The organism is Sphingomonas sp. (assembly GCF_017304615.1).
Taxonomy (GTDB): Bacteria; Pseudomonadota; Alphaproteobacteria; order Sphingomonadales; family Sphingomonadaceae; genus Sphingomonas.
Genome location: NZ_JAFKLZ010000002.1, coordinates 544,345 through 567,798, shown reverse-complemented (window position 1 = coordinate 567,798; position 23,454 = coordinate 544,345). Strand labels below are relative to the sequence as shown.

17 protein-coding genes are annotated in these 23,454 nt (G+C 66.1%); 8 read left to right on the top strand and 9 right to left on the bottom strand.

The window, feature by feature from the left end:
- Positions 1-18: 18 nt before the first annotated feature.
- The 6 genes from J0J06_RS10950 (at position 19) to J0J06_RS10925 (ending at position 9,185) form a co-directional block, all read left to right on the top strand.
- Positions 19-1,392 (top strand): sensor histidine kinase, encoded by a 1,374-nt coding sequence (locus tag J0J06_RS10950; protein ID WP_294041861.1) that lies wholly within the window; start codon positions 19-21, stop codon positions 1,390-1,392.
- A 67-nt stretch (positions 1,393-1,459) separates the two neighbouring features.
- On the top strand, positions 1,460-2,488 hold the full coding sequence (locus J0J06_RS10945) for a YncE family protein (protein ID WP_294041859.1): 1,029 nt from the start codon (positions 1,460-1,462) through the stop codon (positions 2,486-2,488).
- 4 nt (positions 2,489-2,492) lie between these two features.
- Entirely contained in the window at positions 2,493-3,842 is a 1,350-nt protein-coding gene (locus J0J06_RS10940; RefSeq protein WP_294041857.1) for a citrate:proton symporter, read from the top strand.
- Between the two features lie 5 nt (positions 3,843-3,847).
- Positions 3,848-4,894: an AbrB family transcriptional regulator gene (locus tag J0J06_RS10935; RefSeq protein WP_294041856.1), complete on the top strand. Its 1,047-nt coding sequence runs from the start codon at positions 3,848-3,850 to the stop codon at positions 4,892-4,894.
- Positions 4,895-4,981: 87 nt separating this feature from the next.
- On the top strand, positions 4,982-8,086 hold the full coding sequence (locus tag J0J06_RS10930; protein ID WP_294041854.1) for a TonB-dependent receptor: 3,105 nt from the start codon (positions 4,982-4,984) through the stop codon (positions 8,084-8,086).
- A gap of 34 nt (positions 8,087-8,120) precedes the next feature.
- Entirely contained in the window at positions 8,121-9,185 is a 1,065-nt protein-coding gene (locus J0J06_RS10925) for an isocitrate/isopropylmalate family dehydrogenase (RefSeq protein ID WP_294041852.1), read from the top strand.
- Positions 9,186-9,422: 237 nt separating this feature from the next.
- Here J0J06_RS10925 and J0J06_RS10920 read toward each other — a convergent pair whose 3' ends face one another.
- Together J0J06_RS10920 and J0J06_RS10915 are read right to left on the bottom strand one after the other, a co-directional pair.
- Positions 9,423-10,724, bottom strand: coding sequence for a nitrate/sulfonate/bicarbonate ABC transporter ATP-binding protein (locus tag J0J06_RS10920; RefSeq protein WP_294041850.1), 1,302 nt, complete (start codon positions 10,722-10,724; stop codon positions 9,423-9,425).
- A gap of 21 nt (positions 10,725-10,745) precedes the next feature.
- A complete protein-coding gene (locus J0J06_RS10915; RefSeq protein WP_294041848.1) occupies positions 10,746-12,491 on the bottom strand; it encodes an ABC transporter permease subunit in 1,746 nt (581 codons plus the stop codon).
- Positions 12,492-12,976: 485 nt separating this feature from the next.
- On the opposite strand from J0J06_RS10915, the gene J0J06_RS10910 reads away from it, so the two are divergent.
- Complete coding sequence (locus J0J06_RS10910) at positions 12,977-13,255, top strand: metal/formaldehyde-sensitive transcriptional repressor (RefSeq protein WP_366931213.1); 279 nt, start codon at positions 12,977-12,979, stop codon at positions 13,253-13,255.
- A 302-nt stretch (positions 13,256-13,557) separates the two neighbouring features.
- Here J0J06_RS10910 and J0J06_RS10905 read toward each other — a convergent pair whose 3' ends face one another.
- The 4 genes from J0J06_RS10905 to J0J06_RS10890 form a co-directional block, all read right to left on the bottom strand.
- Positions 13,558-14,463 (bottom strand): ATP-grasp fold amidoligase family protein, encoded by a 906-nt coding sequence (locus J0J06_RS10905; RefSeq protein ID WP_294042486.1) that lies wholly within the window; start codon positions 14,461-14,463, stop codon positions 13,558-13,560.
- 130 nt (positions 14,464-14,593) lie between these two features.
- A complete protein-coding gene (locus tag J0J06_RS10900) occupies positions 14,594-16,324 on the bottom strand; it encodes a chloride channel protein (protein WP_294041845.1) in 1,731 nt (576 codons plus the stop codon).
- A gap of 301 nt (positions 16,325-16,625) precedes the next feature.
- A complete protein-coding gene (locus J0J06_RS10895; RefSeq protein ID WP_294041843.1) occupies positions 16,626-17,348 on the bottom strand; it encodes a polysaccharide deacetylase family protein in 723 nt (240 codons plus the stop codon).
- Between the two features lie 535 nt (positions 17,349-17,883).
- The gene (locus J0J06_RS10890) at positions 17,884-18,021 is read right to left on the bottom strand and encodes a hypothetical protein (protein WP_294041841.1); all 138 of its coding nucleotides are present in this window, start codon (positions 18,019-18,021) and stop codon (positions 17,884-17,886) included.
- Between J0J06_RS10890 and J0J06_RS10885 the strand changes: the two genes are divergently transcribed.
- Complete coding sequence (locus tag J0J06_RS10885) at positions 18,020-20,527, top strand: TonB-dependent receptor (RefSeq protein WP_294041839.1); 2,508 nt, start codon at positions 18,020-18,022, stop codon at positions 20,525-20,527. The genes J0J06_RS10890 and J0J06_RS10885 overlap by 2 nt on opposite strands.
- Before the next feature lie 75 nt (positions 20,528-20,602).
- Here the strand turns inward: J0J06_RS10885 and J0J06_RS10880 are convergent, their stop codons facing one another.
- The 3 genes from J0J06_RS10880 to J0J06_RS10870 all read right to left on the bottom strand — a co-directional run bounded on the left by J0J06_RS10880 (position 20,603) and on the right by J0J06_RS10870 (position 23,347).
- Entirely contained in the window at positions 20,603-21,193 is a 591-nt protein-coding gene (locus tag J0J06_RS10880; RefSeq protein WP_294041838.1) for a cytochrome b/b6 domain-containing protein, read from the bottom strand.
- Between the two features lie 269 nt (positions 21,194-21,462).
- Positions 21,463-22,335 (bottom strand): protein-L-isoaspartate(D-aspartate) O-methyltransferase, encoded by an 873-nt coding sequence (locus tag J0J06_RS10875; protein WP_294041836.1) that lies wholly within the window; start codon positions 22,333-22,335, stop codon positions 21,463-21,465.
- 7 nt (positions 22,336-22,342) lie between these two features.
- Entirely contained in the window at positions 22,343-23,347 is a 1,005-nt protein-coding gene (locus J0J06_RS10870) for a gluconolactonase (RefSeq protein ID WP_294041834.1), read from the bottom strand.
- Positions 23,348-23,454 lie beyond the last annotated feature (107 nt).

Here is a 23,454-nt window from a genome sequence, read left to right as displayed (position 1 = left end):
CACTCGCTCGCTTCGCGCATGCTGCGCGGCATGGTGATCCCGGTGATGCTGCTGGCGCTGATCCTCGGGTTCGGCGGCGCATGGGTGATCAACCAGTCTGTCCAGGCGGTCAACGACCGCATCCTGAGCGCCGCGTCGCGGGCGATCGTCGACTCGCTGACGGTGGAGGACGGCAATGTCGGGCTCAACCTGTCACCAGCGGTGTTCGGCATGCTCGAGGACGCCGCACGCGACAATGTCTACTACAGCGTGCGGCACCGGGGCCGTAACCTGACGGGCTATGCGGACCTACCCAACATCGCGCCAACCGATCTGGGCGACACGAACGTGGCGTTCGGCGACGCCGTCTACGCGGGTCGCCCGGTGCGCGTCGTGGCGGAGGCTCGCCGGCTTCCGCAGGTCGATGGGCTGGTGATCGTCGAGGTCGCCGAGACACTCGACGCGCGCCAGCGGATCGCAAACCGTCTCCTTGCCGGGCTCGTCCTTCTCGAGCTCGTGCTGATCGGCGCCACGCTCGCCCTGCTGCCGCTGGCGATCCGCTGGGGCCTGCGTCCCTTGCACCGGGTTCGCGCGGAGATGGATCGCCGCTCGGCGGCCGACCTCACCCCGTTGGCGCTCCATCAGGTGCCGGGCGAGCTGCGGGAACTTGTCGGAGCGTTCAACGCGATGCTCGCGCGGCTCGAGGCTGCGGTAGCGGGCATACGCCGCTTCACCGCCGACGCTTCGCACCAGATGCGCACGCCGCTGACGATCCTTCGCACGCACATCGCTTTACTCCGAGGGGCAAAGCCGGGAAGCGACGTCGCGCGCGAGTCGATAGAGGACATCGACCTGGCGACCGACCGTTTGCAGCATCTGATCGTCCAGCTGCTCGCATTGGCGCGCGCGGACGGGGCGGACCAGTCCCGAGTCGAACTGCTGGCGGTCGACGCGAACGAGATCGCCACTGCAGCCGCGTCCGAATACGCCTTGTCCGCTGTCCGCGCCGGCATCGACTTCGCGGTGGAGCGCATGCCCGGCGCGCCGGCCGTCGTGACCAACGACATGTTTGCGGTCGAACTGGTAGGCAACCTCATCGACAACGCGATCAAGCACAACGTGCGGGGCGGGAGCGTTCGCGTCGCGATTGAGCGCGAAGGCGACCGACTTAGCGTGGTTGTGGAGGACGACGGTCCCGGCATCCCGCCCGAGCAGCGCGGCACGGTCTTCCACCGGTTCGCGCGCGGGCACCGGGACCCTGCGCGCGGCACCGGCCTGGGCCTCTCAATCGCGGAGGCGCTGGCGCGCGCGATCGGCGCCGACATAGCGCTCGAGACGGCGCTGTCTGGCAGAGGCCTGCGCGCCGTCGTGACCTTCGACATCGCCACCGGGTCGCCTGCGACAGCGTCGTGACAGGTTGAGGCGGCACAAGGATCAGCAGCGGATCGGCGTGCGCCGGATTCGAGGACGGGAGAGGGTGATGCTGAAGGGTCTGGGCGCCGCGGCTTGTTTGGCGGCGGTTGCGGCGGTTGCGGCGGGAGCGGCGGTCGCGCGCGTGGCTCCGTCCTATCGCCTGAGCGCGGTGCCGCTGCCGGGTGACGGGCGGGGAGACTACATCACCGTCGATCGCGACGGCGGACGGCTATACGTTACGCACACCGCGTCAGTGCACATCCTCGATCTCGCCACCCTGAAGCCGCTCGCGACACTGACCGGACTGAAGAAGGCGCACGGCGTCGCCGTGGACCGCGCATCCGGTCACGGCTTCGCCAGCGACGGGGGTGCCAACGCGGTGATCATGTTCGACCTGGCGAACGGCGCGCGGATCAAGGACATCGCGGTCGGCAAGAACCCCGACAGCATCCTGCGCGACCCGGCCTCGGGCAAGATATTCGTGTTCAACGGCGCGACCAGGGACACGTCGGTGATCGACCCGGCCAGCGGCCAGGTGCTCGCAAGCATCCCGCTGGGCGACAAGCCGGAATTCTCGCAAGCCGACGGCAAGGGCATGGTGTGGGTCGCGCTCGACGAGAGCGGATCGATAGCCGCGATCGACAGTCGGACGATGGCCGTGGTCCACGTCTTCAAGCTCGCCGGATGCGAAGGGGCGGCCCCGCTGGCATTCGACGCCGCGCACCGCCGGCTGTTCACCGCGTGCGGCGACAAGCGCGCATACGTGATCGACGCCGATAGCGGGAGGGTCGTCGCCCACGTGCCGGTCGGCGAGGATCCCGACGGCATCGTCTACGATCCGAGGCGGGCGAAGCTGTTCGTCGCCAACCGGGACGGAACGATGACGATCATCCGCCAGAACGGCGCGAACGCCTATGCGGTCGAGCGCAGCCTGCGCACGCCGACCTATGCCAAGACGGTCGGGATCGACCCGGCCACGCGTCGCGTCTTCTCGAGCACCGCCGAGCTGATCTGGCCGAAGGCCAGGCCGGGCGGGGAGGTGCTGCCCGACGCGCGTCCCGGCACGTTCCGCCTCGTCGTGATCACCGGACGCTAGGCGCATGCCGCCGCTCGACGGGAATGTCGGCATGCTGTCGCTGATCGCCTTCGCGATGGTCGCGACGTTCATGGCGCTGATCATGACCAAGCGCGTGTCCGCCCTGGTCGCCCTGATCCTCGTGCCCACCGTGTTCGCCCTGCTCGCGGGCTTCCATCTCGGTCTGGGCGATATGATGATGAAGGGGGTCAAGGAGCTCGCCCCGACTGGTGTGATGCTGGTGTTCGCGATCCTCTACTTCGGCCTGATGATCGACGTCGGGCTGTTCGATCCGCTGATCAAGCTGATCGTCCGGCTGGTGCACGGCGACCCGGTGCGCATCCTGGTCGGCACCGCGATCCTCGCGCTCGCGGTGTCGCTCGATGGCGATGGCGCGACGACATACATGATTACCACCGCGGCCATGCTGCCGTTGTATCGCCATCTCAGGATGGACGTGCGGATGCTCGCCTGCATCGTCATCATGAGCGGCGGGGTGATGAACATCCTGCCCTGGGGCGGGCCGACCGCGCGCGTGATCAGCGTGCTCAAGCTCGACGCAGGGACGATCTTCGTGCCGCTGATCCTGCCGATGGTCGCGACCGCCCTGTGGGTGCTGTTCGTCGCCTATCGCTTCGGACTGCAGGAGCGCGCGCGCCTGGCGACTTTGCCGGTCGAGGCCATCGACGAGGACGCCAGCGCCGCGACGATACTCACGCAGGACAACGAATCGCATGTGGAGGCGCGCCGGCCGCGGCTGATCTGGGTAAACTTCGCGCTGACCGCTGGCCTGATGGTTGCCCTGGTGATGGGCCTGTTGCCGCTGGCCGTGCTGTTCATGCTGGCGTTCGCGGTCGCGATGACGATCAACTTTCCCTCGCTCACTGCGCAGCGCGAGCGGCTTTCTGCGCACGCCGGCAACGCGCTGGCGGTAGGCGGGCTAATCTTCGCGGCGGGCATCTTCACCGGCATACTGTCGGGAACCAAGATGGTCGATGCGATGGCGGCGACGGTCACGGCGAACATCCCACCGGTGCTCGGACCCTACCTAGCGCCGATCACCGCCCTGCTCAGTGCGGTCTTCACCTTCTTCATCTCGAACGACGCCTTCTATTTCGGGATGCTGCCGATCCTTTCGGAAAGCGGCGCGCATTATGGCATCACCCCCGCGCAGATGGGCCGCGCCGCCTTGATGGGGCAGCAGATCCACCTGCTCAGCCCGCTGGTGGCGTCGACCTATCTGCTCGTCGGCTTCGTCGGGATCGAACTCGGCGAGCATCAGCGCTTCACGCTCAAATGGGCGTTCGGATCGTTCGTCGTGTTCTTCCTGGCGTCGCTGCTGCTCGGTGTCTTCCCCTTCTACTCGACAACGTGACGCCCGTGCGCGACTGGCGCGCATGGCTGGGACTGACCGCCACGTCGATCGCCGGCGCGCTGCTGCTGGACGCGGTCGGGCTCCCCGCCGCGTGGCTGCTGGCGCCCATGGCGGCGGCGATCGTCGCCGCTGTGTTCGCCGGGGTCGAGCTGAGCATGCCGGGGCGGCTGTCGGTGGCGGCGCAGGCGCTGATCGGGTGCCTCATCGCGCACGCCATCACGCCAGGCATCTTCGCGACCCTGCTGCGCGACTGGCCGTTGTTCCTCGCGACGACCACGGCGACGATCGTCGTCAGCGCGTTGCTTGGCTATCTGCTCGCCCGGTGGCGCGTGGTGCCCGGAACGGTCGCAATCTGGGGGTCGACGCCGGGCGGCGCGACGGCGATGGTAATCATGGCGCAGGCGTGGGGCGCCGATGCGCGACTGGTCGCGGTGATGGTCTATCTGCGCGTGGTGATGGTCGCGGCGCTTGCGTCGTGCGTCGCGTTGCTGTTCGGTCGCCACGCGGTGCCGCTGACCCACGTCTCGCCGCTCGCCGTCGATCCAGCGGCGCTGCCGCTGACGATCGCCATCGCGGGTGCGGGAGTCGCCGGGGGACATCTCCTGAAGCTGCCCGCCGGCGCCTTGCTGTGCGCGATGGCGATCGGCGCGGCGCTAAACCTTGCCGGTATTGCCCAGGTCAGCCCACCGCGGCTGTTGCTATTGCCGGCCTATGTCGTGATCGGCTGGCGCATCGGGCTGGGGTTCACACGCGAGACGCTGGAGGCCTCGGCGCGGGCGCTGCCACGGTTGATGCTCGCCGCCGGCTTGCTCCTCGCGTTCGGCGGCGTGATGGCAGGGCTGCTCGTCCGATTCGCCGACATCGACCCGCTCACCGCCTACCTGGCGACGAGCCCGGGCGGCATGGATGCCGTCGCAGTCATCGCCTCGACCAGTGGGGCCGACGTGCCGTTCGTCATGGCGTTGCAGGTGGTCCGCTTCCTGATGGTGATGATCGCCGGGCCGACGCTCGCTCGCCACCTCGCGCGCCGGGCAAATGCTGATGGACCATGACAGGTTCGTGACAGCAATGCCGACTAGTAACGACCAAGCCGGCCATCAGGATCGGCGAATAATAAACAGGCATGGAGGGGACCAGAAATGGGCTATCGGGGGCTATCCGATCACGAGCAAGGCCTTGGGGGCAAGCGTCGCCGCGTCCTTGGCACCGGTTCGCAACTGGCGATGGCCACGGGGTTCCTGACCCTGATGCTGGCAGGCACAGCCACCGCCGCCCAGGCCCAGACCACTCCGCCCAGCCAGCCCGATGCCGTTACCGCCGGGTCCGAGAGCCAAGCGCCGACGGAGGAAACCAAGGGTGCGGACATCGTTGTGACCGGATCGCGCATCACGCGCCGCGACTCCACCTCCTCCAGCCCGATCTCTACCGTCAATAGCGACGTCCTGGCCGCGAGCGGTCAGCCTTCGCTGGACAAGGCGATCGGGCAACTTCCGCAATTCTCCGGCGCACAGGGCGCGGCCGAGGTCGGCGACGCGCAGGGCACGATCGGGTTCGCGGGCGGCCAGTCTTATAGCGATCTGCGCGGGCTTGGCCCCAACCGGTCGCTAGTGCTGCTCGACGGGCGGCGGCTGATGCCGTCGAGCCCCGACGGCGCGATCGACCTCAACACCATACCGTCCTCGCTGATCGGATCGGTCGAGATCATCACAGGTGGCGCGTCTGCGACCTACGGCTCGGACGCGGTCGCCGGCGTGGTCAACTTCAAGCTGCGGACCAATCTCAACGGCCTCGAGCTGTCCGGAAAGAAGGGCATCACCGGCCAGGGCGACGGTGCGACCACGAGCCTCAGCGCGGCGTTCGGCGCCAAGTTCGCCGACGACCGCGGGCGCTTCCTGTTTGCTTTCGAATACGCGGACCGCTCAGCCGTCGAGGGCAAGAACCGTCCGTTCTTCGCCAACATCCGGCAATTGGCCCGCCCGCCGGAGGGCATCATCGCCGCGGGCAACTATGGCGGCGGCGCGCCGACGATCGCAGCGGTCAACGCCGTCCTGGCCACGTATCCCGGCACCACGCCCATCGCCGGAACCGGCGCCTACCCGGGAGCCATCGGCCTGAACCGCGACGGCACGGTGTTCACAGATCTCGCCGGCAGCAACTGCGTCCAGAACTACCGTGGCCTCGACGGTAGCACGCTGGGGCTCAACATCAGCCCCAACTGCCGCCAGGTGCAGGTGGCGCTGGGTCAGTATTTCGCGGTCCAGGTCCCGCTCACGCGCTACAACGCCTTCGCCAAGGTCGAATACGACCTGAGCGAAGACATATCCTTCTACGCGCAGTTCAACTTCCTGAACTCCAAGGCGCTGAGTCAGACCAGTCCTGGATCAACCAAGCCGTCGATCCCGCTCCTAGTCCCCCAGAACAACCCGTTCATCACGGGGAACGCGGCGCTGCAGCAGATCCTCAACTCGATCACGCCACGGCCGACGGGCAACATAATCGTGACCAAGCTGATGAGCACGCTCGGCAACCGGATCGAACCCTTCAAGTATAACGTCTGGCAGGCGACCATCGGGCTGAATGGGAAGATTCCGGGAACCGGCCTCAAGTGGGACGTCTACGGCACCTATGGCAAGTCGCAATACATCAACGACATGTATGGGGACGGAAGCCTCGCCGCGATAACCACGATCCTGAACGGAACGGCCAACTACACCGGCGCCGGCGGGACGTGCAAAGGCTATGCCTGGAACCCGCTCGGCCTCACGCCGCTGACCCCGGCATGCCTGGACTATGTCAGCCGCACCAACCACAGCACCAACGACCAGTCGCAGAAGATGGTCGAGGCCACCATCGAGGGGCCGCTGTTCAAGCTGCCCGGCGGTGACCTGAGCTTCGCGGTCGGTGCCGATTACCGCGAGACGTCGTTCGACTACATTCCCGACTCCACGCTCAGGACCAACGACTCTATCGCCTACGGACTGGTCAGCGCGGCATCGGGGAAGCAGACGGTCAAGGAGGCATATGCCGAGCTTCTCATCCCGATCCTGAAGGACACGCCGTTCTTCCAGGACCTCACGGCTGACCTAGGCTACCGCTATTCGTCCTACAGCCTCTTCGGCAGCCAGCACACCTACAAGGCCGACCTGACCTGGCGCCCGGTCAAGCCGCTGCTGATCCGCGGCAGCTATTCGGTGGCGATCCGCGCACCGAGCCTGGGCAACCTGTTCGGACCGACCTCCGTCGCGCAGCTGCCGATCGGGACCGGGCCGAACGCCGGCGATCCCTGCGCGGTCGGCAGCGTCTACCGCACCGGGTCGAACGCCACCCAGGTCCAGGCGCTCTGCCTGGCGCAGGGCGTGCCCTCGAGCCTCTATCCGACGTATTCCTACGGCATTTCGACGGTGCCCGGGCAGGACGGCAGCAACCCGAGCCTGACACCGGAGAAGGCGAGGACCTATTCGTTCGGCGCGGTCCTGACTCCTCGCTTCGCGGGCAGCCTGTTCAGCGGCATCAACCTGTCGGTCGACTACTACCACATCACCATCAAGAACGCGATCGGGTCGCTGCTGCTGTCCGACATCCTGCCCCGTTGCTTCAATTCGGATGGCGCCAGCAATCCAAGCTACTCGGCGAGCAACGCCTTCTGCCAGCGCATCGCCCGGGATCCGCTGACCGGCCAGATAGCGCTCGGCCAGCAAGGCCTGTTCAACTTCGCGTCCTACACCGTCGCCGGGATCGACACTCAGTTCAACTGGCGGATCGGGCTGGATGACTTGGGCATGGCCGCCGGAGCCGGATCGATCGAACTGAGCTCCACCGCATCCTACCTCAAGACATATCGGGTCGCCGGTCTGCTCGGCTCACCGACGCTCAACTACGCGGGCAGCGCGGGATATGGCGGTGTCGGCGGCGGGATCACGCACCCCAAGTGGAAGATCAACACGAGCCTGAGCTATCTGGGCGATGCCTTCAGGGCCACGCTCCTGTGGCGCCACATCTCCAGCATGATCCATTCGGACCTCGTGGCCAATCCGGCCTCGACCACACCCGGGATCAAGGCCTACAACTATCTCGACTTCAACTTCGAGTTCAACGTCGACAAGCGGTTCACGCTTGGTTTCGGGGTAAACAACCTGACGGACAAGGCACCACCCTTCATCAGCGCCTCCCCCCTGACCACCGACGCGGCCACCTACGACGTCATCGGCCGGGCATTCTACGCCACGGTGAAGGCGAAATTCTGAGCGGCCGGGCGCCGTCGTCGAGCGAAGACAAGGGATGAGGATCCTCGTCCTTCCCGGCGACGGTATCGGACGCGAGATCAGCAGCGCGGCGCTGACTGTGCTGCGCGCGGCGGACGCGCGGCTATCGCTGGGTCTCGAAATCGAGATAGCGCAGATCGGACTGGCTAGCCTGGCCACAGACGGCACGACCCTACCCGACGCCGTGCTCGAGCGCGTGCCTCAGGTCGACGGCGTCATCCTCGGGCCCGTGTCGCACTATGACTATCCGGCGCCGGAACGGGGCGGGATCAACCCGTCCGCGGCGCTGCGGACGCGCTTCGCGCTGAACTCGAACATCCGGCCCTGCCGCAGTCGCCCTGGCCTTGCCCGAATTGCCCGACCCTTCGATCTGGTTATCGTGCGCGAGGCGACCGAAGGATTCTACGCCGACCGTAACATGCACGCCGGCATTCCCGAATTCATGCCCGACCCCGACACCGCGCTGTCAGTGCGCAAGATCACCGCCGGTGCATGCCGCAAGGTTGCGCGAACCGCGTTCGACCTCGCCCGCTCCCGTCGACAACGCGTGACAGCGGTGCACAAGGCGAACGTGCTCAAGATGAGCGACGGACTGTTCCTCCGCGAAGTTCGCGCGGTCGCGGCGGACTTTCCCGAGGTGACGCTCGACGAGGTCATAGTCGACGCGGCCGCGGCGCTGCTCGTCCGCGACGCCGCGCGCTTCGACGTGATCGTGACGACCAACATGTTCGGCGACATCCTGTCGGACGAGGCGTCCGAACTGGCCGGTGGGATCGGCCTGGGCGGGGCGATCAACGTCGGTGACGAGATCTGCGTCGCCCAAGCGCAGCATGGCTCGGCGCCCGACATCGCCGAGCGCGGCATCGCCAATCCGGTCTCGCTCATCGTGTCGGCTGCTATGCTGCTCGACTGGCGCGGCCGACGCGACGGCGATCCACGCCTGGTCGAGGCGGCGAGGCAGATCGAGCACGCGGTCGACATCGCTCTCGAGGATGTCGAGGCGCGCACGCCGGATGTCGGCGGCACCGGCACGACCGAAGCCTTCGCGGCCAGGGTCGCGGTGGGAATCGCCCGAGCCTAGGCCGCCGCGGTGATCATGATCAGGAGATGTCGGGCCATTACCGGACGACCGTCATGGGTCCCCCTGCTCCTTCTCGATGGCGAGCCCCACTGGTGCCGTCGATCCAGGAACGCCCTTGCGCCTATCGGTCCCGCGGCGGACGTCCGCGCCGGCGCCGATGGGGATAACGCTTGAACAGTCGCAGGACCAGCAGCACCCATGTGGCCCCGGCCGCAAAAAAGAGGAAGAGACCGACGATCATTCGGGATCTTCGAGACTGAACTGGTCGCTGCCCTCGTCATAGGCGAAGATCTCCCCATAGCGCCCCCAGAGCGTGACCGTCCGCAGGGTCTCCTCAGCGTAATCAGATGACATATGATCTTCCAGTTCATCGCGGAAGCGGCGTGCCGGCGCGGTGTGGCTGATCCGCTCGTCGAGGATCCGGCGGATATGCTGGGCAATAGGGACATGCGCGACGAGCGCCTGGGCGAACAGCGCCTTGCGCTGATCGACATCTGCCTGTGCATAGTGGCGCGCGGCGGGCGTTAGGACGAGGTCTGCCCCCTGCAACTCGGCGAAGCGCAGCAGTTGCAGGGTCTCGGCCATCGGAAACAGATCATCGACTTCCAACTGAAGCGAGTCCGCGAGTTCGGCCAAGCCGGCGCGCCCCTCGAAGGGCGTGCCGTCCACCTCCTCCATCAAGCCGGCAAGGCTGTTGGTCGAGACGCGCGGCAGCACCATCGCGATGCCCGTGCCCGGGAACAGTCCGTCGCGCGTCGGCGTGGCGGGCGCGCGCGCCGTCATTCGCGCATAGATGGCATCTACCAGCGCGCGGAACGGCGGATCGAGCCGGTTGCGCGGTTGCGGCAGGTCGACCTTGATTTCAGCCGCCACGCGGCCCGGATTGGACGAGAAGACGAGAATGCGGTCGCACATCAGCACGGCCTCCTCGATATTGTGCGTGACGATCAGGATCGACTTGATCGGCATCCGTCCTTCCGACCACAGATCGAGAAGGTCGGTGCGAAGCGTCTCGGCGGTAAGCACGTCGAGCGCGGAGAAGGGCTCGTCCATCAGCAGGAGCGAGGGATTGACGACTAGCGCGCGTGCCAAGCCGACGCGCTGGCGCATGCCACCCGACAGCTCCTTGGGATAGGCGTTCTCGAAACCGTCGAGCCCGATGAGGTCGATCGCCGCGAGTGCACGCGTGCGGCGCTCGTCGACCGGCACCCTCTTCGCTTCCAGGCCAAGCTCGACATTCTGGAGCACGGTGAGCCAAGGGAACAGCGCGAACGTCTGGAACACCATGCTGACGGTGGGCGCGCGGCCAGCGTCGTCGGGCTGGAAAACCACCCTACCCTCCCGGGGTTCGATGAGCCCCGCGATCGAACGCAACAAGGTCGACTTGCCGGATCCTGACCGCCCTAGCAGGCCGACGATCTCGTTTTCCCTGAGCGTCAGGTTTACGTCGTCCAATACCAAGTGGCCACCGGGCGCTACCCCATAATAGTGACGCAGCGCATCAACATCGACGAGCGGACGGGGCAGGAATGCGACCATGGCAGGGCTCCGAAGCAAGGGTCAGGCGAGGCGGAGGCGGCGTTCGGCGAAGGCATACATCGGCCGCCACACGAGCCGGTTGAAACTGAGCACGAACAGAGACATCACCGCGATGCCGAGCGCGACACGCGGATAATCTCCGGCAGCCGTCGCCTTGGCGATGTAGGTGCCCAGGCCGTGCGCCTCCAGCCGTTGATTGCCCCATGAAACCGCTTCGGCAACGATTGAGGCGTTCCACGATCCACCGCTCGCGGTCAGCGCGCCGGTTACGTAGAACGGAAAAATTCCCGGCAACACCACCTGCCGCCACCATTGCAACCCGCGCACGCCAAACATGCCAGCGGCCTCGCGCAGGTCGTTCGGGATCGCGCTCGCGCCGGCGATGACGTTGAACAAAATATACCACTGAGTGCCGAGGATCATCAGCGGCGAGAGCCAGATGTCCGGACTTAGATTCCAGCGGACGATCACGATCACCGCGAACGGGAACATGACGTTGGCCGGGAAGGCTGCGAGGAACTGCGCCACCGGCTGCAACCGCTCCGCCCAGACCGGGTGAAGCCCAACCCAGACCCCGATCGGCACCCACACCAGACTGGCGAGCGCGATCAGCACGATCACCCGGAGCATCGTCAGGCAGGCAAGCCCGAACGCCTCGCCGACATCGCCGATGCCGAGCGTTGTGAACAGATAGCGCGCCGACCACCAGAAGGCTGCGACGACGGCAACCAGCACGGTCAACTGCCACGCCCGCTCGATGAACGGATTAGGCTTGGCGACCCGCGGTGAGCGCAAAGTTCTTGGTCCGGGATCCAGGGCAAGCAACAGCCGCCCGATCCCCGTGACCGGAGCGAACAGGAGCGGTAGCAATCGCGTGCGGCGCATCAGGTCGTAGGCCCAGGAGCTCGGGCGCTCGTTGCTCGCCGTCTGCTCGAACCGGAAGCGGTCGGCCCAAGCCAGGATTGGACGGAAGAAGAGTTGATCGTAAATCAGGATGACGGCCGCCATCATTGCAACGGCTTCGCCAATCGCCTGGAAGTCCTGCTGCTCGATGGCAAGCGCCAGCCACGAGCCGATCCCAGGCAGCGTTACTGTGGTGTTGCCGACCGTGATTGCCTCCGAAGCGACGACGAAGAACCAGCCGCCCGACATCGACATCATCGCATTCCACACCAACGCAGGCGTCGCGAACGGCAAGTCGAGTCTCAGGAAGCTGCGGATCGGCGACAACGCAAAGCCCCGGCTCACTTCCTCCAGGTCGGTTGGGACTGAGCGCAGCGACTGGTAGAAGCTGAACGCCATGTTCCACGCCTGACTGGTGAAGATCGCGAACACCGCCGCGCATTCGACGCCGAGGATATTGCCGGGGAACAATCCCATGAAGAAGGTGACGGTGAAGGTCAGAAACCCCAGGATCGGCACAGATTGCAGGATGTCGAGCGCGGGCACGATGATCTGCCCCGCCCGGCGGCTCCGCGCGGCCAGCGTCGCCACCACCAGCGTAAAGGCAGTCGAGGCGACAAGCGCTGCGAACATGCGGATCACGGTGCGAAGAGCGTAATAGGGCAGATAGACGGGGTCGAGCGACACGGGTTCGAGGTGGAGTCTGGCAAGCGGTTCAACCGCGCCCTCAGCGCCACGTAACACCAGCAACGCCAGCGCGGCGAGAATGACGAACGCGATGCCGTCGGCCCGATTGGGCTGGGTCAGGCGTAGCATGCGCGAGAAGGGCGGCAATGCGCGCGAGGGCTGCTTGTCTGCGCTCATCCCTCACCGCGTGAAGTTGGCTGCGGACCGTGGCATGGCGTAGCGGCGGCAGGTGCGCTCATCGCCCTTTGCCTCGCCGGAAGCGACATGAAAGAAAGCCGGCGCCATACAGCCGGGACGACAATCTCAGACCAGCGAATCTCAGCGCGGGCAATCGCAGGCGGGATCGGGATCATAGCGGCTTTTCCGTTTTCACGACTCGTTGCACCGAGTCCTGAAAGTCGCCGCCCGCTAGTCAGCCCCTAGGCAAACCCTCGAACAACGGCCTTTTGAGGACCCGGTCGTTATCGACAATGGCGAGCGTCGAAGACGGGCCTCGACTGTCGCCATCGCCGGACAGGGGCTGGATCGGCTGTTCACTCTCGTTCCTGTGCTAAGCGTTCGCCGCCGCCCACGCGGCACGGCCGGCTTGCTGTAGGCGACTCAACAGAGGGCCCGATATACCTTAGGGGGCTATATTATCAAGAGGGTATGGAAGTGGAACTATGAGCCACGTCATGAAAGAGAAACAGAAGCTGCTCAACCGGCTCAAGCGGCTGCGCGGCCAGCTTGAGGCAATCGAGCGCGCGGTCGAGGCCGACACCGAATGCGCGCGCGTTCTCCAGCAGGCCACTTCATGCCGTGGGGCGCTCGACGGGTTCATCGCCGAGGTGATCGAAGACCATATTCGCGAGCACATGCTCGATCCCGACGCATCGCGCGACGATCCGCGCACCCAGGCCGCCGAGGAATTGGTAGCCATCGTCCATGCCTATCTGACTTGAACAATCCGAGAGCCGCGCACTTCACCCACATAGCGATCGGCGCACAGACCTGAGCACGGACCTCCGGGCCAGTCATCCCCGCAAACCGGCACCACCAAGGGCCTTCGCGGCCAGGGTCGCTGTGGGGATCGCCGGAGCCTAGGTTCGCGTGACGTGCATGCTATGGAGAATGCCGAACGTCACCGAGGCCGCGGTTGCCCGCCGACTGTCCGGAATAGGCTTGGCAGCTACAGCTTACGAAGCTGGAGCCAGATGTGTCGAGCGACATGACGTTTGGCACGTCGTCAACCTAAGACGCAGAGCTAACGCAACACAGCGATCGCGTCACATTCGAAAGCCGCTCGACGGCCGATCCTTCCCGCGGAAGGACGATCTGCGATAGGCCGAGCCGCTGCGCGGAGCCATAGCTCGCCCATCTCGGCGTCGAGCGTCGGCGGGTCGAACGGGTCGAGCCCCGACCCGGGATAGAAGCTGATCTCGCCAAAGAGAGGCTGGCGTTCCGGTTGATAGAAATCGACACGGACGAAATCGAAGCCCTCGGCCAGCGTCTCGGCCGCGCTCAACATGTCGGAGAGCGCGGCCGGCTGGCGCACAGCTGACGCGTCGTTGGCCAACGGGCGCCAATCCCTGTCATGCAATATCCACCGGTGGCGGTGCTCTCGGTCGATGTGGACCTGGACGTGGGTCGCCCGACCACCGAACACGAAGATCTTGTAATCGAGCGGGAGGTCCTCGCCTGAGCCGATCATTGGCTCGATGAGCAGCCCGCGCGGAATTTGGCTGTAGAGCCACTCGTCGAGCCACCAGCCGTAGTCGCGCCGCATCCACCTGGCTGATGCTGCCATCGCCTGCCGCCAGTCGCTGGCGCCCGCGCGGACGAACGCGTTCTGATTGCAGCCATGCCGGGACTTGACGACCACCGGCCGATCCCAAGGCGAATTGGCGGGCAATTCATCACCGGACCACAGCATGGGAATGATCCAGTCGCGGCCCAGCTGGGAGGCGACTAGCGCCTTGGCCGCCACCTTGTCGGCCATTGCGGGCATGCGGGGGTTGCGGTCGCGTAATTTGCGAAGCTGAACGAGCTCTGTGAACAGGGTGGGATTCGAAAGGTCGGGCAAGCGACCGTGTCGCCACAGGTAGGTCAGGCCTATCCGCAGTCGCGCGGCTTGGTCACCGCGGACGGCCTGACTATTTCGATTTTCCATGTCAGCTAAAGCAGCGGCAACGTCCGCGGTTCCACGCTCGCATCGCACAGCGCTGACGAAGGCGCCCATGCGTATCTTAAGCAGGCCGCCACCGAGGCGCCGCGGGGTCAACCCGCGAGGTCGCGCCGCTCTAGGCCTCGCCGAACAACTCTCGCTGCGCCTTCTCCAGCTCCTCGGCATAGCGGCGGCGCACGAACGACTCCGATAGGATGCCGAGCACCCTGCGGTCGCCGTCCAACACCGCCAGTTCGTCGGTGCCCGACGCATCGAAGCGGGTCATCACCGCAGAGATGTCCATGTCAGGGGCCAGCGCTGCGTCGCGGTTCACGGCCAAGCTGCCGATGGAGGCCGATGGGTCGACCCCGTCCGCGTAGGCGGTCGGGGTCTGGCAGATGCCGGCATACCGGCCGGCCTCGTCCACAATCACCACGCGGCTCGTCGCCCCCAGCGAGAAGCGATGCCGGAACTCGGCGACCGTCAACGTGGCCGGCGTCGCGCGGGTCTCGCGGCGCATCATCCGACCTGCGGTCAGCGTCTTCACCCATCCGACGTCACGGGCGCTCTTGATGGTCTCACCGCGGAGATGCAGTCGCCAGGTCGAGAAGCTGTATCCGAACGTCTCCCGGACGATCGTCGAGGAGACGAGCGACGCCGCCAGCACCGCTCCGGTCAGCGCGAAGTCGTGGGTCGCCTCCAGCACGAGCATTGCCATCGTCATGGGTCCACCGACGATGGCGACGGCGAGCGCGGCCATCCCAACCAACGCGGCATTGTGCGCATCGACGGCCGCGACACCGGTGGCCGCGGTCAAGATGCCGGCGAAGAGATGGCCGACCAGCGTGCCGAGGAAGAGCGAGGCGAAGAACAGCCCGCCCCTGAACCCGAACCCCAGCGACACGACCGACGCGACCGACTTGGCGATCAGGATGGTCGCGATGAATCCGAGTGTCGCGCCCTCGGCGAGGTCGACGTGAAGCGCGCCGTGGCCCGACGACAGCACCTGCGGCGACCAGACGGCGATGCATGCGAGCAGCGCGCCGCCGATCACCGGCCGGCTCCAGCCCGGCACGGGTATGCGACGGGTCGCCTGCTCAACCAGCGCCACGGCGCGCATCAGCCCTATGCCAAGCGCGGCGCAGATCGCGCCCAGCCCGGCGTAGATCAGATAGTGATGGGTCTCGGTCACGCCGCCCGCGGCGGCGTTTATCACGTAGGGCTGCACGCCGAACGCCTGTGACACGAACACCGCGGTGAGTGTGGCGGCCACGACCGGGGCGATGGCGGACGGCGTGTAGGCGCCGATCACGATCTCGAAAGCGTAGAAGGCGCCAGCCAGCGGTGCCCCGAATGCCGCCGCGATGGCCGCGCCGGCCCCGGCGCCGACCAGATTGCGCAGGTCGGCCCGACGCAGACGCAGAGCACCGCCGGCGAGGGATGCGATGGCGCCGCCCATCTGCGCGTAGGCGGCCTCCAGACCAACCGACGCGCCGAAGCCGTTCGAGAGGACGGTCTGCCCGGAGATGACCAGACTGTCTGTTATCGACATGCGCCCGCCGTGCAACGCGTTCGCCTCGACCGCGTCGACCAGCCGTCGCCGACGAGACCGCACCAGCCAGGAGAAGGCGGCCAACGCCACCCCGCCAAGCGGAAGCGCGAGCAGCGCCCAGACCGTAAGGCCGGGCATGGCGCTCAGCCGAACGTCGCTCGGGAGCGCGAACAGCCAGTGCTGCAGGGTCCGCGCGACCGCACCGAGCAGGATGCTCGCGAGTCCCGCTCCCGCCCCGACCAGCACCGAAAGGGCGATGAATGCCCACTCGCTCGCACGAACGCGGCGACGGGCCCACGCCCAAGGCAGGATCATTCGGCGGAAGAGTGACAAGGTTGTTCTTCTGAAAAACGAGACGGTGCAGGGTCCCGTAAGCCCAGAGCCATGCAGCTTCCAGAGGGCATTGCGATGCCGGTCCCCGGTGGCACAAACCCGGCAGACCGGCACCGCGCCCGACGCATGATACTCGCGCGCCGGGCATCCAGCACGGGAGGTCGGAGCGGCTAGGCCCTTTCCTTCCGGCCGAATTCCTCGACTCTGTTACGTCCCTCCTGCGGGGCCAGGGTGATGCCCAACTCGACACGGTGGCGCCGCCGCTGCTGACCTGCGTCCGGCATCACGCGGCGTCCGCGATCAGGTCGTGATAGCGGCTCACGGCATGGCTCCGCGCGAGCCTCGCGACCGTAGTGGTGATGCTGCGCAACACCACGCGACTGGTTACGTCGCCAGGGTGGACGGCGACGCGCACCACCCGCGGAAGCGGGACGCGCCGCGCCAGTCCCGCGACGGCGAGGGAGGACGCCATCCGGACGGGAGTCCGGGTGGCCCAGGTGATGACGGGCGACCGCGCCAGCGTCTGGTCCAACGCCGGATCCCACACCCGCCAATGGTCCTCGACCATCCCGACCCCTGTATCGGACAGTGCGGCGAGTGCGCCGGGCCCGTAGAGCCACGCCGGCGCGACGAAGCCGCTGATCGCCTTGCCCGTCACATCCTCTACCAAGGAGCGACCGTCCGCGATGCGCCGCCGCGCCTCGCGAGCCGTCAGCCCGAGGAACTCGCCCTCGCCAGCCGTCATGCCACGGGCCTTCACCCTGTCGATCCATCGCGGATGCCGGCAGTCGTCGCGATGGCGGTAGCCATGCAGGAACATCTCGACGCCCTCGTCCGCCCAGTCCCGCAGGCGTGCCGCGAACGCGGAGCCCGGGAGAATGGGGGATTCGCCCCAGAAGTCGGGCACAACCAGCATGGCGACCTCGCTAGCCCCGATCTCTATCAACGCGCACCTCAGTTCCTCGATCGCCGCGGCGTGCAGCGGTGCCACGTCGTGGATCGCCACGAGGAGCCTGCGAGGACGGCCAGTGGGCGGCGCTCCAGGCGTCGGATCGAGGTTGTTGGTCACGGTGGTGGGACGCCGACCGGCAATCTAACCGCAGTCGTGTATGGTCAGCATTAAATTATCCCAATCTCCGCGCGGCGACGGCTTTGTAACAGAAGTGTCACCTGCGATGCATAGCCTTGGCGGACTCACAGGCTTCGCGAAGAGATGAGCGCGTTGATACCTCGCACCCAGCGACGCGATATGGCTCGCTTGCGACGATACCCCCTGCGCTCGCGTCGCTCCCCCCGACCGCGCCAGCGCCGGAGGCGCCAGTGCGAGAATGGTGCGGCTTCCTCCAGTCCGCCTCGCCAGTCTCGTCCTGCAAAGTGCTCCCCGCGCCCTGACCTCGGGTGACGGGGAGCACACCTGTTGCGGCCAACTCCCATCGATCGAGGGGGGGCGACACGGTCCGCCCAAAGATGGCGATGCTAGAGGGATGGCTTGTTCGCCGTGGGCACTCCACTGAACATGAATCGTGACTGCGGTTTTGAATTTATACAATATCCCAACCATCGCACGCTGACACACAAACGTCATCGCCCGCCGCAACAGGAGAAAGCGCGGCGAACGGCGCCGCCACTCTCAAAGGCGGATAAGCCATGCGCAGCGCGTTATTGTCGGCGACGGCCATGCCGATCTCGTTTTGGGCCGGGATTGCTACTGCCCAGACCGCTCCACGCCCGTCCTCAGACATCGTCGTCACGGCCCGCCGCGCCGACAGCGCACGCAACGAACAGAAACAGGCGCCGAACCTCGTCAACATCCAGCCTGCCGAAACCATCGCCAAATATCCCGACGTCAACGCCGCCGAAGCGTTGAGCCGGATCCCTGGTGTCGCCCTGTCGATCGACACGGGCGAGGGACGGTTCGTGAACATTCGCGGGCTCGACGGAAATCTGAACGGCGCGACCTTCGGCGGCGTGGTGCTACTCAACACGCAGCCGGGCGGAACCTATTTCAACGCGACCGGCCGCGCGGTCGAATTCGACACGGTGCCTATCGGCGCGATCGACCGGATCGTAGTGACCAAGACCGGCATGCCAGACCACGATGCCGAGGGGTTGGGCGGCTCGATCGAGCTCAGCCCGCGCACCGCGATCGGGCGAAACAAACTGTTCGTGGAGGCGACGTTCGGTGGCGGTCTGGAGACGCGCCAGAAGACCGGCTTGTATCGGGACGAAATCGTGCTGGGCGGTCCGCTCGGCGGCACCAATGCGCAGGGCAAGCCGGTCTTGTCGTTCGTGCTGACCCAGTTCCTCTACAACGACCGGCGCTCGTTCGACGACATCGAGGCTGCCTATGCCGATAACCAGCCCACCACGCCCGACAAGGCGTTCGCAGGGCTCGAGCTGCGCAAATATGCATATAATCGCAAGCGCTTCGGCTATAGCGGTGAGCTCGACTTCACGCCGGACGACGAAAGTCGCGTCTATTTTCGCACCAGCATGGCAGGCTATAACGAGAGTGCACAGCGCAACCGGCTGGAGATCGACGGGCTAGACACAGTTGTTCCAGATCCGGCCAATTCCAACGGCTTCATCGCACCCGATGCCTCGACCGTGAAGACACTGCGGCACTATGACGAAACGCACCGCAATATCGTCGCGCAGTTGGGCGGCGACCATAAATTCGTCGGGGCCAGGTTCGACTGGTTCGCCGCCTTCTCGCAGGCCAGCTACCGCAAGCATTACGACTATAACACGACCTTCGACGGGCCGGCGGGCCTGACCCTCGCCTACGACAACACCACCGATCCCGACTATCCGGCATTCCGGGTCGTCTCGGGGGCGAGCATCACCGATTCGGCGAACTACACACTGAAAAAGATCGGCAACGCGCCCGAATCGGATCGCGATCGCGAGTGGTCGGCCGCGGCCAATCTGGCCGTCCCGCTGAATTTGGGGACCGACGACGAATTCAAGGTCGGCGTCAAAGTGCGGTTCCGGCACAAGGTCGCTACGCCGCTCGGGACGACGTTCGTCTATACCGGCACACCGAAGGGGCTTGGCGACTTCTCGACCGACCAGACCGTAAACGACTTCTACGGCCGCTATGCGATCGGCGCGCTGCTCGACCCCACCAAGATCGAGACATTTCTCGCGGCAAATGCCAGCGGCGGCGGCCAGCCCGGAGCCGCGCCACCGTTGTTTGACGATAACGAGGACGTAATCTCCGGCTACGGGCAGTATAAAGCGACATTCGGCGACTTGGGCATCCTTGCCGGATTGCGCGTGGAGCAAACGCGCGCAGTCTATCGCGGGACGCGAACGGTGACTGACGCGAACGGGGCCGACATCTCGACGCCGGCCTCGCGGTCCAAGACCTACACAAACCTGTTTCCGACCGTGCAGCTACGATATTCGCTGGCGCCGGATCTGGTGGCACGCGGCACTTGGTCGACCGGCATTGCCCGGCCGGGCTTCTTTCAGACGATCCAGTCGTTGAGCGTCGATGTCGGGGGTGGAACGGTCAGCACCGGCAATCCGAACTTGCGGCCGATCACCGGCAACAATTTCGATCTGTCTCTTGAATACTATCTCCCGGGCAACGGCGTCCTGTCGGTCGGCGTGTTCGACAAGGAGTTCCGCAACTATATCGTCGCGCGGACGCTGCGCGGGACCTATCCCGGGATTACGGGCATCGCCACGATCAGCACGTATTCGAACGTATCGGGTGCGCGGGCGCGGGGAATCGAGGCGGCGCTCGACTATAAATTCTCGGGCCTGCCCGGCCTGTTGTCGGGGTTCGGCGTCGAAGCGAATGGCAGCTATGTCGATAGTTCGGCTCGGATTCGCGATGGCGAGGCCACCGTCGCCCTGCCGGGCACGTTCAAATACACGGCCAACGGTGCGTTGTTCTTCGAAAAATACGGGCTGCAGATGCGGTTGTCAGGCCAGTATGAATCGGCGGTCCTGTTCGGGGTGGGCGGGAGCCGCGCAACCGACATCTTTCAGGACAAGCGCTTCACGCTCGACTTCAACGGGAGTTACAAGGTCACGCCGCGCGTGTCGCTCTACGCCAACGCGAAAAATCTGACTAACGCGCCGCTGCGATTTTACGAGGGGGCGGGCAATCGGCCGATCCAGCGCGAATACTACAACTTGAGTTTAGAGGGCGGGATTAAGATCAGCTTGTGAATTGCGTCCCGGGCGCCTCATTCCCGTTATCATTGCCCGCCCTCGTTCGGGCGTCCGCCGAAGACCAGTTCTGGCCTAAGGGCGCTTGTCGGCAATCGTGGCAGCTGAGCCTTCCGCCCGTGGGTCTGCAATCCCGTCGACACTAGGCAGCATGCGGCGCAACAGGCCGTCCCGCCAGACGTAGTGATGGACCAAGGCCGCAGCCGCATGGAACAATGCCAGACCCAGCAATATGTTGGCCGCCAAACCGTGCCAGCCCGTGATGGGCTTGCGCCAAGCGCGATCGCCGATCTGGGGGAGGTGGGCGAGGTCGAACAGGTTGTAGCCCCGAACGAATGCGTTGACGACGCCAAGGGTCAGCGTGGTCAGAAGCAACGCGTATAGCGAAAAGTGCGTCGCCTTGGCGAATGCATGGAGCGTGCCCGTATCGGCGGGTGGTAGGCGACGGCCTCTCGAACCGCGCCACGCCATCCGCCAGCCGATGACCGCAGCTAGCGCGAAGCCGAGCACGACATGCACCGACCAGTAGCGCGTGTTGACGGGACCGTTCGGGATCCAGTCGGCGGTCTGGCCGATGATCCAGAGGACTACCACAAGGATCGCGGTAACCCAATGCAAGGAGATGGTCGTGGAGTCGTAGCGCTGATCGGAAGGGGGTTCGCTCATTCTCGTCATCCTCTATTCAGCCGATGTGGCTTCCGCCCGGAAGCCGCGAAACGTCGACGGACGCGGCGCCACTCACGGCGTGGCGCCCGCCAGCTTTCCGGCGAGCGCCGTCACGGCCATCGCCAGCCCCCCAGAACAGCACGCGGACGGCGGCCTTGAACGGAGGAGCGCCACCAGCCTGCGCTCCGATGACTCTTGGAAAGATCAGGAGCAGGAGCGACATCGTAGTGACTCCGACCGCGATGTATGGTGCGGGCACGGCGACCCGTTCATTCGGCGATCCCCTTTCGCCGTCTGCTGCGAACCTTTTCGGGCTGGGGTAGCTTGCGAACGAACACAGGCGAAACCACGGCATCCCCGTAGCACAGCCTGATGTCCTGATTGAGCATCCCACGCGCCCATGGGGGCCGCTGCCCCCTGCCCGTCAACGGCACGAACATGGCCCAGCCGAGCGAGCAGGTGTCGAGCGTGGTGGGCCCGGTCTTCGTCATGACGAGGATCTGCTCGCTGGCCCAGGTCGCCCCGACCGGCATCACGATGCGACCGCCGACCCGCAGCTGATCGACCAGCGCCTGCGGCACCTTGTCGCTTCCGGCGGCGACGATGATCGCGTCGAACGGCGCGCGGTCGGGCGCCCCCGCGTAGCCGTCGCCCGCACGCACCTCCACGTTCCCGTAGCCCAGGCGGGCCAGCCGCTCTCGCGCCGACGTCGCGAGCGGCTCGACGATCTCGATCGACGTCACCCGACGCGCGATCTTCGCAAGGACGGCCGCCTGGTATCCCGACCCCGTGCCCACATCGAGGACGTTGGCGTCGTCGGGAAGGTTCGCCGCGGCCGTCATCAGGGCGACCACGTAGGGGTCGGAGATGGTCTGGTCGTATCCGATTGGGAGAGACATCTGCGATTCATAGGCATAGCGGCGGTATTCGGGCGGGACGAACTCCTCGCGCGGCACCGCCGCGAGGGCGCCAAGGGCCCGCGAGAGCTGCGCGTCGTCGGCCTTGAGCGTCTCCGCGCGGACCTGCCGCCGAATCGTGACGACCAGCGCCGCGCGACGCTGTTCCATGGACCGTGCGACCGCCGGACCGCTGGAGACGGTGGTCGCGAGCAGGATCGCGGTGACCAGCTGGCGAAACTTCACGATCGCGTCAGTCAGCCGGACGCACGACCAGGACGTGGAAGCTCCCCGGCACCGCCGACGGCCGCGCGGCGGGTGACGCTGGAGCCGAGAACCTCGCCGTCGGCAGGTAGATCGTGCCGGTGGCGGGGTCGAGGGCGCCGGTCCGCGCGCCGACCTCGGTCGTCACTCGCCCGACGCGGGCGACCCCGCCGGGCGCATCCAGCGACAGGATCTCGAGCACGCCGTCCCGACCACAGGGAATGAACGCAAGGCGGCGGCGGTAATCCATGATCACCGCGTCCGGTCCCCGGCCGATGTCGATCAGCTTCACCAATCGGCGCGACTTCGCGTCGACGATCGCCGCCTTGCCGTTCGCGCATGCGGCTATCAGGGTGTCGTGCTGCGCGTCATAGGCGATGCCGGTCGGCCCCTCGCAACCGTTCAGAGCGATCGGAGCTATAGGCCGGTTGGCCGCGAGGTCGGTCACCTCGATCTCGTTCGAATCCTCGTCGTTGACGAACAGGGTCGTGCCATCGAGCGCGGCGTATTCGAGGCCAGGCTTGAGCTTGATCGTCCGCGTGACGCGCATGGCGTCCGCGTCAACGACCGACACGGTGCCGTCGGCCGAATTCATCACCAGGACGCGATGATGGATCATGTCGGCTATCGCGGCGTCCGGCTTCCTGCCCACCGCCACGCTTCCGGTCTGCTGGCCGGACTTGACGTCGAACCACCTGACCGTCGCGTCGTTTCCGCTCGTGACCAGGATGCGTCCGTCTCGCAAGGGAACGACGGCATGCGCGCGTGCGACGCCCTTCCACGACGTCGTGATCCCCTCCTTGAGATTGAACATCGTCACGCCGTCTCCGCGCGCGACGAACAGGCGCCCCGTCTGCGGATCGACGCTCGCATAGTCCCAGGAACCGTCCGGTCCCGCGATGGTATCGACCACCTTGTAATGCGGGACGGGGGTCGCCGCCGACGCGAGACCGGCGATCCCAGCGGCGAGGACGGCGAAGATAGCTGCGCGCATGGTATTCTCCTTCGTGCTGCGGCGCGGTCTGCGCCAGACGACCGGCCATCGCCAGCGCCGACGCGGCACATTGGGAAGTTTCAATGAAACGCCTGGGCAGCCCGGAG

Excerpts from the sequence above, each read along its gene's own strand:
- J0J06_RS10950 (WP_294041861.1), top strand. The coding sequence starts at position 19 with ATGCTGCGCGGCATGGTGATCCCGGTGATGCTGCTGGCGCTGATCCTC.
- J0J06_RS10945 (WP_294041859.1), top strand. The coding sequence starts at position 1,460 with ATGCTGAAGGGTCTGGGCGCCGCGGCTTGTTTGGCGGCGGTTGCGGCG.
- J0J06_RS10940 (WP_294041857.1), top strand. The coding sequence starts at position 2,493 with ATGCCGCCGCTCGACGGGAATGTCGGCATGCTGTCGCTGATCGCCTTC.
- J0J06_RS10930 (WP_294041854.1), top strand. The coding sequence starts at position 4,982 with ATGGGCTATCGGGGGCTATCCGATCACGAGCAAGGCCTTGGGGGCAAG.
- J0J06_RS10925 (WP_294041852.1), top strand. The coding sequence starts at position 8,121 with ATGAGGATCCTCGTCCTTCCCGGCGACGGTATCGGACGCGAGATCAGC.
- J0J06_RS10920 (WP_294041850.1), bottom strand. The coding sequence starts at position 10,724 with ATGGTCGCATTCCTGCCCCGTCCGCTCGTCGATGTTGATGCGCTGCGT.
- J0J06_RS10915 (WP_294041848.1), bottom strand. The coding sequence starts at position 12,491 with ATGAGCGCAGACAAGCAGCCCTCGCGCGCATTGCCGCCCTTCTCGCGC.
- J0J06_RS10910 (WP_366931213.1), top strand. The coding sequence starts at position 12,977 with ATGAGCCACGTCATGAAAGAGAAACAGAAGCTGCTCAACCGGCTCAAG.
- J0J06_RS10905 (WP_294042486.1), bottom strand. The coding sequence starts at position 14,463 with ATGGAAAATCGAAATAGTCAGGCCGTCCGCGGTGACCAAGCCGCGCGA.
- J0J06_RS10900 (WP_294041845.1), bottom strand. The coding sequence starts at position 16,324 with ATGATCCTGCCTTGGGCGTGGGCCCGTCGCCGCGTTCGTGCGAGCGAG.
- J0J06_RS10885 (WP_294041839.1), top strand. The coding sequence starts at position 18,020 with ATGCCGATCTCGTTTTGGGCCGGGATTGCTACTGCCCAGACCGCTCCA.
- J0J06_RS10890 (WP_294041841.1), bottom strand. The coding sequence starts at position 18,021 with ATGGCCGTCGCCGACAATAACGCGCTGCGCATGGCTTATCCGCCTTTG.
- J0J06_RS10880 (WP_294041838.1), bottom strand. The coding sequence starts at position 21,193 with ATGAGCGAACCCCCTTCCGATCAGCGCTACGACTCCACGACCATCTCC.
- J0J06_RS10870 (WP_294041834.1), bottom strand. The coding sequence starts at position 23,347 with ATGCGCGCAGCTATCTTCGCCGTCCTCGCCGCTGGGATCGCCGGTCTC.